The organism is Polyangium sp. y55x31, from assembly GCF_029946505.1.
Taxonomy (GTDB): Bacteria; Myxococcota_A; Polyangia; order Polyangiales; family Polyangiaceae; genus Polyangium.
In genome coordinates this window covers 333,045-348,103 of record NZ_JARZHG010000003.1, presented here as the reverse complement: position 1 = coordinate 348,103, position 15,059 = coordinate 333,045, and the positions used below count along the sequence as shown (strand labels likewise).

The following is a 15,059-nucleotide window of genomic DNA, read 5'->3' as shown; positions in this document are numbered from 1 at the left end:
TTCCCTCCCCTACCGATCCCGATCGATCACGTAATCGACGAGGCCGGACAAGAAATCGAGATGCACCGAAGGCCCGAGCCCGCTGCGAGCTGCGCCGAGGGCCGCGGCCGCCTCCCGTGCTCTCCGCCGCGCCTCGCCCTGGGCGTGCGCGATGCTGCCGTGGCGGCGGATCAGCGCGAGGAGGAACGCGACATCCTCCTCGCACTTCCATGCCTCGGACGGCCATGCCGAGGCTCCCGCGTACGGCGGCCTCTTCTTGCGCAGGATATCCCGGGCGCGGGCGCGCTCTTCGGCAGCCGCCGAGCGCATCGCGTGCATGAGGATCAGCGTGTGCTTGCCCTCCCAGAGATCGCCGCCGATTTCCTTTCCGTAACGCCCCTCGTCCGCGGTCAGGTTCAGGACGTCGTCCTGGATCTGGAACGCAGCGCCGAGCGCCGCGGCAAACCGCGTCAGCGGGTCCACGCGGCAGGTTTGTCCGCCGGCAATGATCCCGCCGATCTGCACGGGCGCGATGAAGCTGTAATAGCCGGTCTTTTTTTCGACCATGTGTACGTAATCGGCGTCGTCGAGGTCGAAGGCGCCGTCGCGGATCCACTCGAGCTCGATGGCCTGGCCCTCGGCGGACTCCTTGGCCATGCGGTGGATGACCTCGAGGATGCGGAGCGCCTTGCCCACGCCGAGCGTCCGGGTGTTGTCGAGGAGCGGCCCGAGCGCGAGCGCGAGCATGGCGTCTCCGATGTTCACCGCGATGGGGACGCCGTAGATTCCGTGGAGGGTCGGCTGGTCGCGCCGCCGTTCGGAGCCGTCCTCGACGTCGTCGTGGATGAGGAACGCGTTATGGTAGAGCTCGAGCACCGCCGCGGACGGCAATGCCGCCTCGAGCCGCCCTCCGAGCGCGCGGCAGGTCGCGATGCAGATCGCTGGCCGGAGCGCCTTTGCGCTGCGCATGGGGTATTCGAGCATGCGCTCGTACAGGACGCCGCGGCACGCCGTCTCCCGCGCGATCATGGCCTCGAGCTCGATCAGCGTAAGCTCGCGACATTCGTGCAAATAATCGACGAGATGGGAGGCGCTCACGAAGTTATGGGAGAGAGTCTAACGCCGCGCGCCCAGAGATCGAGGTCGAGCGGCGGTCACGCGCGAAATTCGTGGACTCTGTGCGAGACGAACAGGCCCTATCCCGTCTGCGTCGAATGGCTTTCAGGCGAGACGGGACGGCCCCCACGTCCCAGGCGATGCAGGACGCATCAGCGGCAGCATGGGATATCCCTGCAAAAGCCGGTGCCGCTGCGGCCCCGACATGCGCCGCGCGAGCTCGCCGTGCCACGACATCATCGTTCCATCCATTCGAGCATCGCGAGATCGTCGGGCCCGCCGCGCTCCCGGAGCGCATGAATCACGCGCGCCCTGTCCTCCGGAGACCGATTCTGGCTCAACTTGAACTTGGCCTCCAGGCGATCGATCGGGAGCGTGAGGCCCACGATCGCGTCGAGCAACTCTTCGCGGACGTTGCTATCGAGGGTTTCGAAGCGCCACGGCTCGCTCGCGCCTCGCTCGTGGAAGGCGGAGAGATCGCCCAGCAGGGCCGCGAGGCTCGCTCGATCCATCGGGGCTTCGAGGCGTCCGTGGGCATGCACGACCATGTAGTTCCAGGTCGGGACCTGCTTGCGCGGATGCTCGTACCAGTGGGCCGAGACGTAACCGTGCGGGCCCGAGAAGACCACGGTCGCAGGGCGGCCCGCGAGTTTCCAGATGGGGTTCGCACGGGCGACATGGGCGCGCAGGGTGCCGCTTGGACCCGCGTTGCGATCGAGGAGGAAGGGCAGGTGCGCGATCTCCAGGGAGCCATCGTCATGGGTGACGATGAGGGCGCCGAACGAGTAGGCCTCGATGAAGCCGTGGATCTCTGCCGGGTCGGTCGCTTGAAACGTTTTGGGGAGGTACACGCGGACGCAGGGTAGCGCATTACGCGTCGCGTGGTCGAGGGGTCACGCGGGTTTCGTGGATCTACACGTCGCCTTTCGCCATACACGAATCCGGACCATTCCGCAGCGCCATTTGCATCCCGACGCGATGGAGACGATGCCGCAATGCGGCCGGCGCCAGCACCTCGACCCCATCCCCCAGGCCCATGAGCTGGTCCGTGGCCACGTCCTCGCTCTCCAGCAGCAAATCCACCGTCCGAAAGCCCTCCGCGTCCGGCGGCCCCGCGTCCTCCAGCATCCGGCGCACGGCGTCGTGCGGGATCACGTGGGGAAGCAGCTTCTGCGCACGGGACGAGAGGCGAACACGGCACGGGTACGTCAAGAGCGAACGGTCGAACGCCGCCGACGATTCGGCCCACCAGGCGGCGAGATCGAAATCATCCGGGCGGGCGAACGTCTCCGTCCTCGCCTCGGCCCGCTGGATCCGGCTGATCCGGTAGGTCTTGATCGCCCGCCGATGCCGCGCGATCAAATACCACGTCCCCCCTTTGAGGACGAGCCCGAGCGGGTCCACGCGACGCCGGGCCGCCCTCTCCCCGTGGCGCAGGTCGAGCCGACGACCTTCCCAGACGGCCTCGGCGACGGCCGGCAACGCATCGAGGTTTTCCCGTCGCGCAAACCACCCCGGCGCATCGAGCAGGAATCGCTCCCGGATCCGACCGGCGCGGCCGCGCAGCTCCGCCGGCAGGGTCGCGTCGACCTTGGCGCGCGCCGTCGCGGCGACCGTGGCCAATCCGAGGTCGGCGACCGCCTGCGGCGCGCCGGACAAGAACAGGGCGCTCGCCTCGTCGGCGGTCAGGCCATCGAGGTGCGTACGCCAGCCCGGAGCCAGGCGGATTCCGCCGCCCGGGCCCGACTCGGTCCAGAGCGGAACCCCCGCCGCGAGGAGCGACGCGATGTCCCGGTAGAGCGTGCGAACCGAGACCGAGAGCTCATCGGCAAGCTCGGTCGCCGTGGCGTGCCTGCGCCGCTGGAGGATGAGGAGGAGCGCGAGAAGCCGGCTGGATCGCACGCCCGCATCATGCCAGAAAAACGCTGACAGAAGGTGTCAGGGATGCCCGGGTATCTTCCGGCCATGACACGAACCCAATACTACGTAGCGGCCAGCATCGACGGGTACATCGCGGACGCCGAGGGTCGCCTCGGCTGGCTTTTTCAATTCAACGACGTCGACGGCGTGGACGCGCATTACAAGGCCTTCCTCGCCGGGGTCGGCGCGCTGGCCATGGGCGCCGCGACCTACGAGTTCCTCCTCGCCGAAGGCCTGAAGACGTGGCCGTACGCCGGTCTGCCGACCTGGGTGTTCACCCATCGCGCGCTGCCGGCCTTCCCGGACGCGGACATCCGGTTCACCGCCGAGGACGTGGGCGTCGTGCACGAGCAGATGGTGCGCGCGGCCGAGGGGAAACACGTCTGGCTGGTCGGCGGCGGCAACCTCGTCGCGCAGTTCGCGCGGCGAGGACTGCTCGACGAGATTCTGCTCGGCGTCGCGCCCGTGGTGCTCGGCAGCGGGGCGCCGCTCCTGCCGGCGTCGATTCCAGGCCCGCTCGTGCTCCAGGGGATCAAGCGGTTCGACCGCGGGTTCGTCGAGCTGCGATACGAGATCCCACGCGCGTAAGTCCTGGTCGCTCGCGCCTGACGTAGGTGGTACGGCGCGTCTCCACTTCCGCCGTCTGTTTGCCCCCTCCCCGGGCAGGACGGTAGGTTCTCGGCGTGCTCGCCCCCGAGCTGACCGTCGCGCTGGTAGCGAAAGCCCTCGTGGGGGAGCGGCAGGCCGTGCGCGCGCTCGTCGACAGGCTCACGCCCGTCGTCCAGATGCGTGTCGCGCGGGCGCTCCGGCGGCGGCGAGGGGCGGCGCTCGGGCGTGATGTCCGGCAGGAGGTCGAGGACCTCACGCAGTCCGTGTTCCTGGCCATCTTCGCGAACGGCGGGCAGGCCCTGCGCAAGTGGGACCCTGCCCGCGGCTCCTCGCTCGAAGGCTTCGTCGGGCTGCTCGCCGACCACGAGATCGCCTCCATCCTGCGCAGCCGCCGGCGCAGCCCCTGGACCGAGGATCCGACCACGGACGAGGACCTCGCCGAAGACGCGCCCCCGGGCGACGTCGGGCCCGAGCTCGAAACCCTCACGCGCGAGGCCCTGCGGACGATCGTCGACCGCCTGCGCGAGCGCCTGAGCGACCGCGGCCTCGAACTGTTTTTCCTGCTCTTCGTCGAGGAGCGGTCCACCGAGGAGGTCTGCGCGGACACGGGCCTCACGCCGGACGCGGTGTACGCGTGGCGCAGCCGGATCGGGAAGCTCGTCCGGCAGATCGCCGCCGAGCTCGTGTCAGAAAACGAGGCTTCGGATCGTAGCCCTGTCCGGAGGCCCCCCTGATGACCACGGATGAGCTGCTGAAAGCCGTGGCGCAGGCTGCGCGCGAAGCCGAGGACGAGATCGACGAGGAGATCAGGCAGAGGCCACTCGACGAGGCGGCCCGCGCGCGGTTCACGGACGCGATCCTCGCGCAGATGGAAGCCGAGAAGCCCGCCGAGAAGATCCCCGCCCCGGCTCCGCCGCCGCGCGAAGGCGCCCAGGTCGTCCCGCTCCCGAAGAGACGCACGTGGGTGCCCGCGATCGCCGCGCTGGCCGCCGCCGCGGCCGTCGCCCTGCTCGTCGGGCTGCCCGGCCGCGGGCCCTCGAACGGGGACCCGCTCCCTGCCTACGAGCTCAGCCTTCTCGGCGGCGAGCACAGCACCCGCGCGGAGCCCGCCCCGACCGATCCGCGCCCCCCGCTCCGCCTCGGCCCGGGTTCGTCCCTGGAGATCGTGCTCCGCCCGGCTTCCCCGGACCGGAAGCCGATCGCCGCGGGCGGCTTCCTGATCCAGGACGGACGTGCACGCGTTTGGCCGATCCACCCGGACATTTCTCCCGATGGAGCCGTCCGGGTGGCAGGGGAGCGGGAAACCCTGTTCCCCGACCTGCCCGCGGGCTCGTACGAGATCGTGATCGCGGTCGGTCGCCCCGGAGCGCTGCCCGACGCAGGCGCGGTGGTCCGCAGCGCCGCGGCGGAGCCGGACGCGCGCGTGCGGCTGTTTCGCCAGTCGATCGTGCTCGTGGCCCCATGACGCCAGCGCCAGCGCGACCGTCGTCGCTCGTCCCCGCCCTGCTCTTCGCGCTCGCGCTCGTCACGCGCGGCGATACACGCCTCGAAGCACCCGCCGCAGCTCCTCCGCCGCCCCTGCCGCTCGAAGTCGAGGTCGCGGGCTGCGGCGCCGTGCTCGCCGACCCCGCCTGCGAGCTGCCCGAAGATCGAACCCTGCGCGTCTGGGTGAAGGCGCCGCCGGGAGCGCGGATCGAAGCGACCTTCGACGCACCCGCGGCCGCGCTCGAAGGCGCCTCGATCCAGGGCGGCACGCTCGGGCGGATCGAGGTCCCCGCGCACACGCGCGAGCTCTCCGTCACGGCCACGCTCGGCGATCGGCGCGCGGCCTTCCGGCTGCCGCTCCGCCCGCCGAACCCCGATCCCGCTTTGAAGGAGGCCGAGACCCTCCGCCAAACGGGCAAACTCGACGAGGCGGCGAAACAACTCTCGCCGATGATCTCCGACCCCGATCCGGCGCGAAGGGCGCGCGTGCTCGGCAAGCTCGCCCGGATCGACAGGGCCCAGGGCCGGATCGAGGAGGCGATCGGTCGCTTCGAGGAGAGCATGCGAGCCCACCGCGCGCTCGGCCGGATCTCCGACGAGTTCCTCGATGGTTTCGCCCTCTATTACACATTGACGTACCACGGACGGAGGCTCTCGGAGGCGCGGCGCGTGCTCGAACGCCTCGAGCCGCTCGCGGATCGGAACCCGGAGGGGCGCGTGCTCCTGTCCTATTACGCCGGGCTGCTCTCCTCCGAGACCGGCGATCTGCGCACCACGCTGCGGCTCTTGCGCGCCTCGGCGGAGGGCGCCGAGCGGCTCGGGCTCGCCCAGCACCGCCTCGACGTGCTTCAGCTCGAGGCCGACATGCTGCAGATCCTTGGGCGAGGCGCCGAGGGCGAGGCGCTCCTCGCCGAAGCGCGCGCGTCGTTGCCCGAAGACGCGAGCCCGTGCCGAAAGGCCGCGATGCACACGAACGTCGGCTGGTTCGCGTTGCAAGCGATCGCGCGAGGGGATCGATCGGAGCTCGGCATCGAAGACGCGATCGCCGCATTCTCGCAAGCGCTCTCGATGCATCGCGGGGCGTGCCCGGACCCCGAAAAACTCGCAAATGCGCTCACCAACCTCGCGCTCTCCGAGTTGTTCGGCGGAGACGCCGCGCGGGCAGCGGAGTACCTCACCCTCGCGCGCCGCGAGCGGCCCGATCCGGACGCGCGCCTCGCGGTGTGGCTGCTCGACATCGAAGGTCGCATCACCCTCGGGCGCGGCGAGCCGGCGCGCGCGCTCCCCATGTACGAAAGAATGGCGGAGATCGCGGCGGCAGGCGTGCTCCCGGCGAGCCGCTTTCGCGCGGCGCTCGGGCGCGCGGAGGCATTCGAGGCCCTCGGACGCGTGACGGCCGCGAAGGAGGCTTATGCCGAGGCGGAGGCGCTGCTCGACGACCACAGCCTGCTCGTCCCGCTCGGGCAGGGGCGCGAGACGTTCCTCGGACGGTTCGACGAGGGCGCCCGCCGGCGGGTCGATTTTCTCCTGCGCCACGATCCGGCCGAGGCCGCCGTGGCCGCGCGTCGCTCACGCGCGCGCTCGCTCGCGGCCCTCCGGTGGCAGGGCCGCATCGCGGCGCTCGGCCCCGAGGAGCGAGCTCGCTGGGAGGGCGCCATTCTGGACTATCGGCGCGAGCGGGATGCGCTCGATCACGAGGCCCGCGGAGATTGGAAGCTCGCGGCCGACGCGCTCGCGCGGGTGCGCGCGGGGAGAATCGCCCGCGAGGCGAAGCTCGTGGCCGCGCTCGATCAGGCGCTCGCGGTGCTCGGGCGCGCCGAGGTCGACGAAAACGCGGCGCTGCCCCCCGTGCATCCGGGCGAATTGCTCCTCGTGTATCACCCGATCCGCACAGGCTGGGCGGGGTTTGCCCTCACCCACGAGGGTGTCACGGCGCGCAGGCTGCCCGCGCTGAGCGCGACGGCGACACCGGAGGAGCTCTCGCGCGTGCTGCTCGAGCCTTTCGGGGACGTGATCACGACCGCCCGGCGAATCCGGCTCGCGCCTTATGGTGAGCTCGATCGGATCGATTTTCACGCCCTACCTTTTCGTGGCGCGCCGCTGCTCACGCGCGCGCCCGTGGCTTATGCGGTGGATCTCCCCGGGCGTGGAGAGAGCGTCGAGGCGCTGGCCGGAGAGGGAGCCGCGTGGGCCGTGGTGGTCGCCGATCCGCGGCGCGACTTGCCGGCGGCGCGGCGTGAGGCCGAGATCGTCGCGGGGGCGCTCGAAGAGCGAGGGGACGTCCGGGTGCGGCGATTGTGGACCCGGGAGGCCACGCTGGGCGCGGTGCGCGAGGGGCTCGAAACGCCCGGGGCCATGCTCTTCCATTATGCGGGGCATGGCTTCTTCGGCGGGCGTGACGGCTGGGAGAGCGGCTTACCGCTCGCGGAGGGCGGTTTCCTGAGCGTGCGGGACGTCCTCTCCTTGCCGCGCGTGCCGGCGCACGTCGTCTTGTCCGGGTGCGACACGGCGCGGACGGCGGCCGAGGCGCGGGCCGAGGGGCTCGGGCTCGCCCAGGCGTTCGTCGTCGCCGGAGCGCGGTCGGTCATCGCGGCGACGCGCCCGATCGACGATCGCATGGCCCAGCGGATGATGGCGGCGCTTTATGGATCGCCCTCCGCGCGTGGCCCGATCGACGCGGCCGCTGCCCTGCGCGACGCGGCGCTCGTGGTCCGGGGCGAGGATGCCGCGTCCGACTGGACCAGCCTGCGCGTGCTCGTGCCCTGATCGCGCGCTGTCAGAAAAAAGTGGTGAGGTTGTCAGACTCGACGAGGCGGCGTCGTAAGGGACAGGCGCGGAGGGATACGATGCGAAATCGAATTGCGTTCGGATTGTGCATTCTGGTCATGGGCTGTGCTTCGAGCAGCGCGCCCGAGGTAGGGGAGAGCAAAGCGGCCCTCGTCGCGAACCGCGCTGGGCTGCCGCGACCTACCGATCCGCAGTGTGGCGCGTGCAGGTACGTGATCAACGAAACGCTGGTGTACGCGTCGCTGGACGGCATCGACCAGATGCCCAAGATGGACCTCGTCCTCTACACGTCCACGGGGCAGGTCCTCGGCAAGTATTACGGGCTCGCGCCCCGGACGTACGCTCCGGGCAAGGCGACGTATTGGGTTTCGGAGGGCGCAACGAGGAACGTCGTTTATGGCGTGCTCGGTTGGCAGGGCTTGTCGGGCTACCACACGCAAAAGATTCCGGCGGAGTCCGCGGAGATAGGCCTCCCCACGAAATGATCCGCGCGCTTCTCCTGCGCGCCGCCCGCCTCCCCTCCCGCCCACCCGGCCCCTGCTCACCCGTATCCCCTCTGCCGCCGCGCCACGCATCACCCCGCGTGATGCACCCCTGCGTCCGCGGCGAGGATCCGATGACAGAGAATAATACTGTTGAGGCTGTCAGACCGACGCGCCCCTCGTCGTAGAGAAAGACGAGGTCGGAGAGCGACACCCGAGCCGAGATGCCCGAGCCTTCCTCGGGCCGGCTCGAGCTGTCGGCGGGGCTCGCGGCGCGACACCGAAGGGTGTTTGCCGAACGGAGTGGTCTGCCCGCCGGGCGTGGTGCCTCCGCCCAGAGGACACGATGAGCTACCGAATCGCTGCTGCGATGATTGCAATGAGCGTTTTTCTCGGCGGGTGCGTCCGCGGACCCCAGGTCGCCGCACACGTGACCATCGGCGGGACCCTCGAGCCGGCGCCGACGGATCCGCAGTGTGGAGCCTGCTCTCGGGTGTACGTGACGTCCACGCGGGAGCTGTACGCGCGGGTCGACAAAGGCGCGTCGATGCCCGCGGTGGACCTCGTCCTTTATACGGCGGCCGGGGATCGCATCAGCAATCATGAGGGGCTCGAGCCCCGCATGCTCGACGCGGGCACGGCGGTCTACCCCGTCGCGGGCGGCCCCGCGATGGACGTCGGTTATGGGGTGCTCACCTGGAAGGACCCGGACAAGGGAATCCAATCGGAGAGCGTCATGGTGCAGGCGAGCTTCGCCGGCTGGCCGTCGGAGGGGGGCAAATACCCTCTCGAGACCGGGAATAAACGCGCGCGTTTCGATGCGGACGCGCCACGGGAGCGGCACGGGCGCGAGGCGATGTCCCCCGCGCCCTCGAAGGCGAAGGCCGCGAGCGCATCGGCCCCCGCCGAGGCAAACCATGCGCCGCGCCTGCGCCCCGCGCGGAGGACGAACACGGCCCCGGAGAGGATCCGTCCCGCGAGGTCGCGCCGCATCGAGTTTCCTCGGAAGACCGGGCAAAGCCGCGCAATGCCGAAGCGGTAGCCGGCCGCCGAAAATAAAAATAGGAGGGCCGTCAGGAATCGGGAGCCCTCGTCGTAAGAACCATCGAGGCGAGCGCGAGGCGACGAAAGAGCGCGCTGCCCGAGAGAATTCGCGAGGGGAGGCGAAGCCCGGGCCCACGAATGCCCCGGCCGTCGTCCGCCCCGAGAGCCATCGCCCCCGCGGGGGCACCAGACGAAGACCATTCGAAAACAGAGAAAGAGAGACACACATGAAGACGAACTCGATTTTCACGGCATTGCTCATCGGCACCGGCCTCGTCGCGACGGCTTGTATTGCGGACCCCGGCGCCGCGGACGACGTCGAAAACGACGGCGTCGAGGAGGGGCGCGTCGGCGAGGCCGAGGAGGCGCTGCAGATCGCGTGGCCCGTCGCGGCGTGGCATTTCGATGTCAATTGCAATGGCGCCACCGCGTTCGATTCGTCGGGCAACGATCTGCACGGCGCCCGGTCGGGCGGCGTGAGCTGCGCGGCGGGCGCGAAGGGCGGCAAGAGCCTCGAGTTCAACGGGACGAACGGCAAGGTCGAGATCCCGGACCAGGCGGCGCTCGATTTCACGACCGCCATGACCGTCTCGGCTTGCGTGCGTCCGCAGTCCCTCGCGTCGGGCACCATTCTGAGCAAGTGGTACGCCCTCGATTCCTATCAGCTCGGCGTGTCCTCGGGGAACATCCTTTTCTCGGTGGCATTCCCGGGCGGACAGTGGGGCGTCACGAAAGACGTGACGGCTCCGGCGGCGACGGGCGTGTGGCAACACGTGGCCGGCGTCTACGACGGGGCGAACCTGCTCCTTTACCGGAATGGCGCCCTCGTGGCGTCCACGCCGGCGAGCGGGACGCTGCAGCAATCGGCGCGCCCCGTGGTGATCGGCAATCACCCGTCCTGGAGCGCGTTCAATGGCAACATCGACCACGTCTACCTGTACAACCGCGCGCTCACGGCCGCGGAGATCGGGACGTTGAAGGCCGAGTGCCTGAACTGAAATGGTGCAAGCGGGCCTTTCGCCTCGGTGACGAGGCGCGGCCCGTCGATTCATCGTCCGCCGATCACGTCGCCGGAGGGGTCCGCGGCTTGCGCGGTTTGCGCTCCTTGGGCTCGCCGGCGACCGCGGCGTCCTTCGGCTTCTTGGGTGCCCTCGCTTTCTTCGTCCCCGCCTCGGCTTCGAGCACGGCGCGCGCGTCCTCGAACGCCTCGCTGAAGAGCGCGGGCGTCGGCGCCTCCCAGATCGGCAGCCGGATCGGCTCGATGTCCTGGAGGCCGCACTTCTTCTGGCCGCGCCCCCGGACCCAGATCGCGTCGTGCCGCGCCATCATGAACCAGCCGTCCGCGAGAGGACGCCTCGAATCGGTCACGACGCCCTGCTCGACCTCCCCTCGATGGTAGCCGCGCTGCCGCAGCAGGCCCTCGAACACCACGACCGGCCGCGGCTCGGCCTGGGCAATCAGCACGGAAAGCCGAGCCTGGGCGTCGCGGGTGAAGCTGCGTTCGAGCTGCGCAAAAGGCTGCACGAGCGCGAGCGCCGCGAGCTGCCTGCGCAGCGCCACGAGCGGCGCCTCGTCGATCTCGATCGGATGCGGGATCGTCACCGGCGCCTCGATCTCCACGGCCGCGCCCGTGGCGTCGACCATGCCCTCCGCCGTGAGGATCACGAGCCGGCCCTTCGCGTCCTTCCACACGAGCCCGGTCGCGAACGCGCGCACGATTGGGTGTTCGAGCACGAACGCGCGGAAATGCTCGGCGTCGAAGCTTCGAGCCACGATCATCGCCGCTTCGAGCCTTCGCCGCAGCGTCGCGTGCGTCTTTTCGAGATCGTGCGGCGCGCGCGGGGTCGTGAGGTCGAGGAGTCGATCCCGATCGACGCCCCGCTCCTCGCACGCGCGGCCAAGCGCTTCCCTCGCGGCCCGCGCGAGCTCCGGATCGCCGTGCTCCGCGAGGTGATCGAGCCACGCGAAGGCGACGCCGTTGCCGCTCCGGCGCAGCGCCTCGATCTCGAGCGGCGTCCGGGCCTCGGCGCCGAGCGCGTCGAGCTGCGCGTCGCTACCGAGCGTGCCGATCGCGAGCAGCCGCCACGGCTTGTACCCGAGCATCTCGCGCTGCATCGCCGCGAGGAGCTCGGCCGCATCGCCGTCGTCGATCTCGCGGCGGATCGCGGCGAGACCACCGTAGGGCGCGTTCGCATCGTCTGCGGCGAGCGCCGCGAGGAGCCCACGGCGCGCGTCTTCGGAGAGCTCCACGCCGTCGCGGAAGCGAATCGCCGGCATGCCGGGGAGCCGCGGGACGTTCGCGCCGCGCGCCCTCGCACGTTCGGCGAGGTACATGTCGAGCGCCGCGTGATCGGATGCGAGCTCGCTCGTGCGGCAAGAATCGATCGCGAGCGTCAGCGCTGCGAGCCGCTCGCCTGTCGCACCCGCGAGCGCTTTTTCGAGCGCGGGTGCCGCCTCCGGCGACGGTAGCGCGCAGAGCACGCGCGCCGCCGAGACGACGCTCTCGTCGTCGTCCCGCGCAAGCAAGGCAAGCACCTCCGGCACCACGCGTTTGCCTGCACGCACGAGGCCGCGCACCGCGAGCTCGCGCACCGGCGCATCCTCGCTGCGCGCGCACGCGATCAGCGCGCGTCGCCCTTCCCATGGGTAGCGGTCGGCGACGTGCGCCGCGATCTTCGCGGTGTTGCCCGGAAGGCGCTGCTCGAGCCGAAAGCCGAGAGGTTCGAGCGCGGATGGCACGCGGTCGAGCAGCGTCTCGTCGAGCCCGTGCATGCCGCGGTCCGCGACCAGGAGGTCCGCAACGATCGCGGCGAGGCCGAGGTGCTTGCCGGCCTCGGCCACGACGAACCCGAAGAAGCCGTGCACCACGTCGAGCTCGGCGAACGCCGCGAGCGCGCGCACCGGATCGGCCCGGATCGCCGCGCGCACCTCCACGAGCGTGGGCTCAGGCCAGACACCGGCATAACTGCGGCCATGGGCCACCATCTCCGCGTACCGCGCGCGCTCCTCGCGCGTGAGCGACGCCTGGAGCTCGCGCAACGCGACATCGGCCGAAGAGGGCTGCCCCGTGACCGCGCGCAGCTCGTCACGCGCCCAGCGTGCAAGCGACCCCTCGCCTTTCGACGCCTCGATCAGCGCTGTCCGTGATGCCTCCCCGAGCATCCGGAGCGCATCACGCGCGGCGTCGCGCGTGATCTCGTGGCGGTCGTCGGCATGCGCGAGGAGCACCTTCACCACGCTCGAATCGCCGATCACGCCGAGCGCACGCAGCGCCACGCCGCGCCATGCCGCCTGTTTGCCCGGTCCTTCGATCCACGCGACGAGCGGCACGATCGCAGAGGGGCCCGAGGCGATCAACGCCTCCTGCATCACGCGTTCGTTCCAGTGATCTCGACCGCGATCGTCAGGCAAACGCTTTGCGAGATTGTCGAGCGCGAGCCCGAGGATCTTGGGCGTCGGCACGAAACGCGCAAACTGCCAGTCGATCCAGGGCATCGCGAGGAAGATCGCCTCGCGCCGCTCGGGCACCAGCGTGCGCAGCGTCTCGCCGAGGATCGCGACGATCGTTTGGCCGTGCGCGCTCGTCATCGCCTGGGTCAGAAGCGCGTCCCAGCGCGCGTCGAGCGGAGCGCCCGTGGCCTCGAGGAGGCGCGGCAGGAGGACCGCGCACGCGAGCGTCACGTCGGGCCGGTTCGGCGGGATCTCCTCCGCGCGCGTGATCACGAGTGGGAGCGCCTCCTTCGCGATCGGCAGCAGGTAGCGGAGCGCGCGCTTCGGCTCCTGGTCGTGGTGCCAGGCCTGCGGATCGAACGCGAGCGCGACGGCGGCCTCGGGGCTCATCGCAAAACCCTCGTCGAGCAAACCGTCGGCGCCGTTCCACAACACGTCGCGTGTGTTCGGCGAGGGGAGCGTGCGACGGAGCGCGGCGAGCGCGGCGGGCACGTCGGTCGCGAGGAGCGCCGCGCGCATGGCGTCGGGCATCGGTCGCGTCGCGTTCAGGGAGCTGCCCCAGGCGTCGCCGCGTGGGCCTTGCTCGGGCGCGAGGACGATCGGCTCGTACGCTGTCGGGTCCACGGGTGAGACGATACGCGCGGGCGCCTCGACTTCCATCATGCACGTAACAGCGACCGCCGGAATTCGGCATCGTCGTGCGCCACCGGCTCGCGACGGATCGAATCCCGCTATCGTGATTGCGGACGTCGGCAGAATGTGGGCCGGAGGCAGGCGAACGCAGGAACGTCCTCATTGAATCACGCCGTGCGCAGCGGGCGTGTCGACAGCGCAGGTTTCCAGCATTCGTCCCGATGGACGCACGTTCGTTTCCATGAGACGTTGGCCAAATACGTATGGACGCGACCCTGTCAAAGAACCGACGCATCCTGGTCGTGGACGACAGCGACTCCATTCACCGAGACTTTCAAGAGATACTGAAATGTCGTATGGACACATACGACCTCGATGCGATGGAGGCGTCGATCTTCGGGGCGCGTACGGCCGCGCCGCCCGTGCTGGGGTTCGAGCTCAGCTTCGCCTCGCAGGGCGCCGAGGCGCTGGAGAAGGTGCGGCAGGCCCGCGACGTCGCCGCCCCCTATGCGCTCGCCTTCGTCGATATGCGTATGCCTCCGGGGTGGGACGGGCTGGAGACGCTGACGCACCTCTGGGCCGAGGATCCGACCTTGCAAGCCGTCATTTGTTCGGCTTATTCGGACCATTCGTGGGCCGAGATCACCGCGAAGCTCGGGGTGACCGATCGCTTCTTGATCTTGAAGAAGCCCTTCGATCCGGTGGAGGTCCGCCAGATCGCCTGCGCGCTCACCGAGAAATGGAACCAGGCCGAGCGCTCTGCCCACGCCGAAGCCGATCTCCGGCGAAGCGAGGCCAAAAACCGCGGGATCCTCACCGCACTTCCCGACGCGTTGCTCGTCGTCACGCGGGACGGAACGTGCCGCGATTTCAAGCCCGCGCGCGGAGCCGCCGCGACCGCGCTCGTGTTCCGTCCGGGCGAGCCCATTTCCGCGGTGCTCGGGGAGGAGCTCGGCGCGCAGATGGCCGAACGCGTGGGGCTCGCCATCGACACGGGAAACGCCCAGATCTTCGAGCTCCGGCGCGAGAAGGAGGGCGGCGCGCGCCATTTCGAGGCGCGCATCGCCGGCATCGACGCCGAGGACGCGCTCGTGCTCCTCCGCGACATCACGGAGGACCGGCAACGCGACGCGGCAATGAAAGAGCACCGCGCGCGAGAAAACGCCTTGCGCGCGCAGGCCGAGACGTTGCTCTCGATCTCCACGCCGCTCATCCCGATCACCGACGACATCGTGGTGATGCCCCTCGTCGGCGAGCTCGAACCCTCGCGAATGCTGCACGCGCAGGAGACGCTGCTTCAGGGCATCGTGGCGCGCGGGGCGCGTACGGCCATCCTCGACCTGACCGGCGTGCCCCGCGTGACGCCCGAGATCGCCGACGAGATCGTGCGGATCGCGCAGAGCGCGCGCCTGCTCGGCGCGGAGATCATGCTCACGGGGATCCGGCCCGAAGTGGCGCAGACCCTGGTGAACCTGGGCCAGGGTTTTTCCGGGTTATCGACCCAGCGGACGCTGCAAAGCGGCATCGCATTCGCGATGGGACGCCGCTAACGCG

General features: G+C 70.1%; 12 protein-coding genes. 8 read left to right on the top strand and 4 right to left on the bottom strand.

The features are described 5' to 3' along the window. Positions 1–9: 9 nt before the first annotated feature. From QHF84_RS07740 to QHF84_RS07730, 3 genes are all read right to left on the bottom strand, one after another. Positions 10–1,077: a polyprenyl synthetase family protein gene (locus QHF84_RS07740; protein WP_281312549.1), complete on the bottom strand. Its 1,068-nt coding sequence runs from the start codon at positions 1,075–1,077 to the stop codon at positions 10–12. 254 nt (positions 1,078–1,331) lie between these two features. Further along, positions 1,332–1,946: an FMN-binding negative transcriptional regulator gene (locus QHF84_RS07735; protein WP_281312548.1), complete on the bottom strand. Its 615-nt coding sequence runs from the start codon at positions 1,944–1,946 to the stop codon at positions 1,332–1,334. Between the two features lie 61 nt (positions 1,947–2,007). Beyond that, complete coding sequence (locus QHF84_RS07730; RefSeq protein WP_281312547.1) at positions 2,008–2,997, bottom strand: WYL domain-containing protein; 990 nt, start codon at positions 2,995–2,997, stop codon at positions 2,008–2,010. A gap of 63 nt (positions 2,998–3,060) precedes the next feature. Here QHF84_RS07730 and QHF84_RS07725 point away from each other — a divergent pair, with 63 nt between their 5' ends. The 7 genes from QHF84_RS07725 to QHF84_RS07695 all read left to right on the top strand — a co-directional run bounded on the left by QHF84_RS07725 (position 3,061) and on the right by QHF84_RS07695 (position 10,420). After that, entirely contained in the window at positions 3,061–3,603 is a 543-nt protein-coding gene (locus QHF84_RS07725) for a dihydrofolate reductase family protein (RefSeq protein WP_281312546.1), read from the top strand. Between the two features lie 95 nt (positions 3,604–3,698). Further along, positions 3,699–4,358: a sigma-70 family RNA polymerase sigma factor gene (locus tag QHF84_RS07720; RefSeq protein WP_281312545.1), complete on the top strand. Its 660-nt coding sequence runs from the start codon at positions 3,699–3,701 to the stop codon at positions 4,356–4,358. Then, positions 4,358–5,089, top strand: a complete 732-nt coding sequence (locus tag QHF84_RS07715) for a hypothetical protein (RefSeq protein ID WP_281312544.1) — start codon at positions 4,358–4,360, stop codon at positions 5,087–5,089. Before QHF84_RS07720 ends, QHF84_RS07715 begins: the two co-directional genes overlap by 1 nt. Continuing rightward, positions 5,086–7,875: a CHAT domain-containing protein gene (locus QHF84_RS07710; protein WP_281312543.1), complete on the top strand. Its 2,790-nt coding sequence runs from the start codon at positions 5,086–5,088 to the stop codon at positions 7,873–7,875. The genes QHF84_RS07715 and QHF84_RS07710 overlap by 4 nt, the downstream gene beginning before the upstream one ends. An 80-nt stretch (positions 7,876–7,955) precedes the next feature. Then, entirely contained in the window at positions 7,956–8,381 is a 426-nt protein-coding gene (locus tag QHF84_RS07705; protein WP_281312542.1) for a hypothetical protein, read from the top strand. Between the two features lie 343 nt (positions 8,382–8,724). Next, positions 8,725–9,420, top strand: coding sequence for a hypothetical protein (locus tag QHF84_RS07700; protein ID WP_281312541.1), 696 nt, complete (start codon positions 8,725–8,727; stop codon positions 9,418–9,420). A gap of 229 nt (positions 9,421–9,649) precedes the next feature. Then, a complete protein-coding gene (locus QHF84_RS07695; RefSeq protein WP_281312540.1) occupies positions 9,650–10,420 on the top strand; it encodes a LamG domain-containing protein in 771 nt (256 codons plus the stop codon). Between the two features lie 64 nt (positions 10,421–10,484). On the opposite strand, the gene QHF84_RS07690 is transcribed toward QHF84_RS07695, so the two are convergent. Continuing rightward, entirely contained in the window at positions 10,485–13,535 is a 3,051-nt protein-coding gene (locus QHF84_RS07690; RefSeq protein ID WP_281312539.1) for a DUF4132 domain-containing protein, read from the bottom strand. A gap of 326 nt (positions 13,536–13,861) precedes the next feature. On the opposite strand from QHF84_RS07690, the gene QHF84_RS07685 reads away from it, so the two are divergent. Further along, positions 13,862–15,055: a response regulator gene (locus QHF84_RS07685; RefSeq protein WP_281312538.1), complete on the top strand. Its 1,194-nt coding sequence runs from the start codon at positions 13,862–13,864 to the stop codon at positions 15,053–15,055. Positions 15,056–15,059 lie beyond the last annotated feature (4 nt).

Bases quoted from the DNA above. Each gene is read 5' to 3' on its own strand.
- QHF84_RS07710 (WP_281312543.1), top strand. From the start codon at position 5,086: ATGACGCCAGCGCCAGCGCGACCGTCGTCGCTCGTCCCCGCCCTGCTC.
- QHF84_RS07705 (WP_281312542.1), top strand. From the start codon at position 7,956: ATGCGAAATCGAATTGCGTTCGGATTGTGCATTCTGGTCATGGGCTGT.
- QHF84_RS07690 (WP_281312539.1), bottom strand. From the start codon at position 13,535: ATGATGGAAGTCGAGGCGCCCGCGCGTATCGTCTCACCCGTGGACCCG.
- QHF84_RS07695 (WP_281312540.1), top strand. From the start codon at position 9,650: ATGAAGACGAACTCGATTTTCACGGCATTGCTCATCGGCACCGGCCTC.
- QHF84_RS07725 (WP_281312546.1), top strand. From the start codon at position 3,061: ATGACACGAACCCAATACTACGTAGCGGCCAGCATCGACGGGTACATC.
- QHF84_RS07715 (WP_281312544.1), top strand. From the start codon at position 4,358: ATGACCACGGATGAGCTGCTGAAAGCCGTGGCGCAGGCTGCGCGCGAA.
- QHF84_RS07700 (WP_281312541.1), top strand. From the start codon at position 8,725: ATGAGCTACCGAATCGCTGCTGCGATGATTGCAATGAGCGTTTTTCTC.
- QHF84_RS07685 (WP_281312538.1), top strand. From the start codon at position 13,862: ATGGACACATACGACCTCGATGCGATGGAGGCGTCGATCTTCGGGGCG.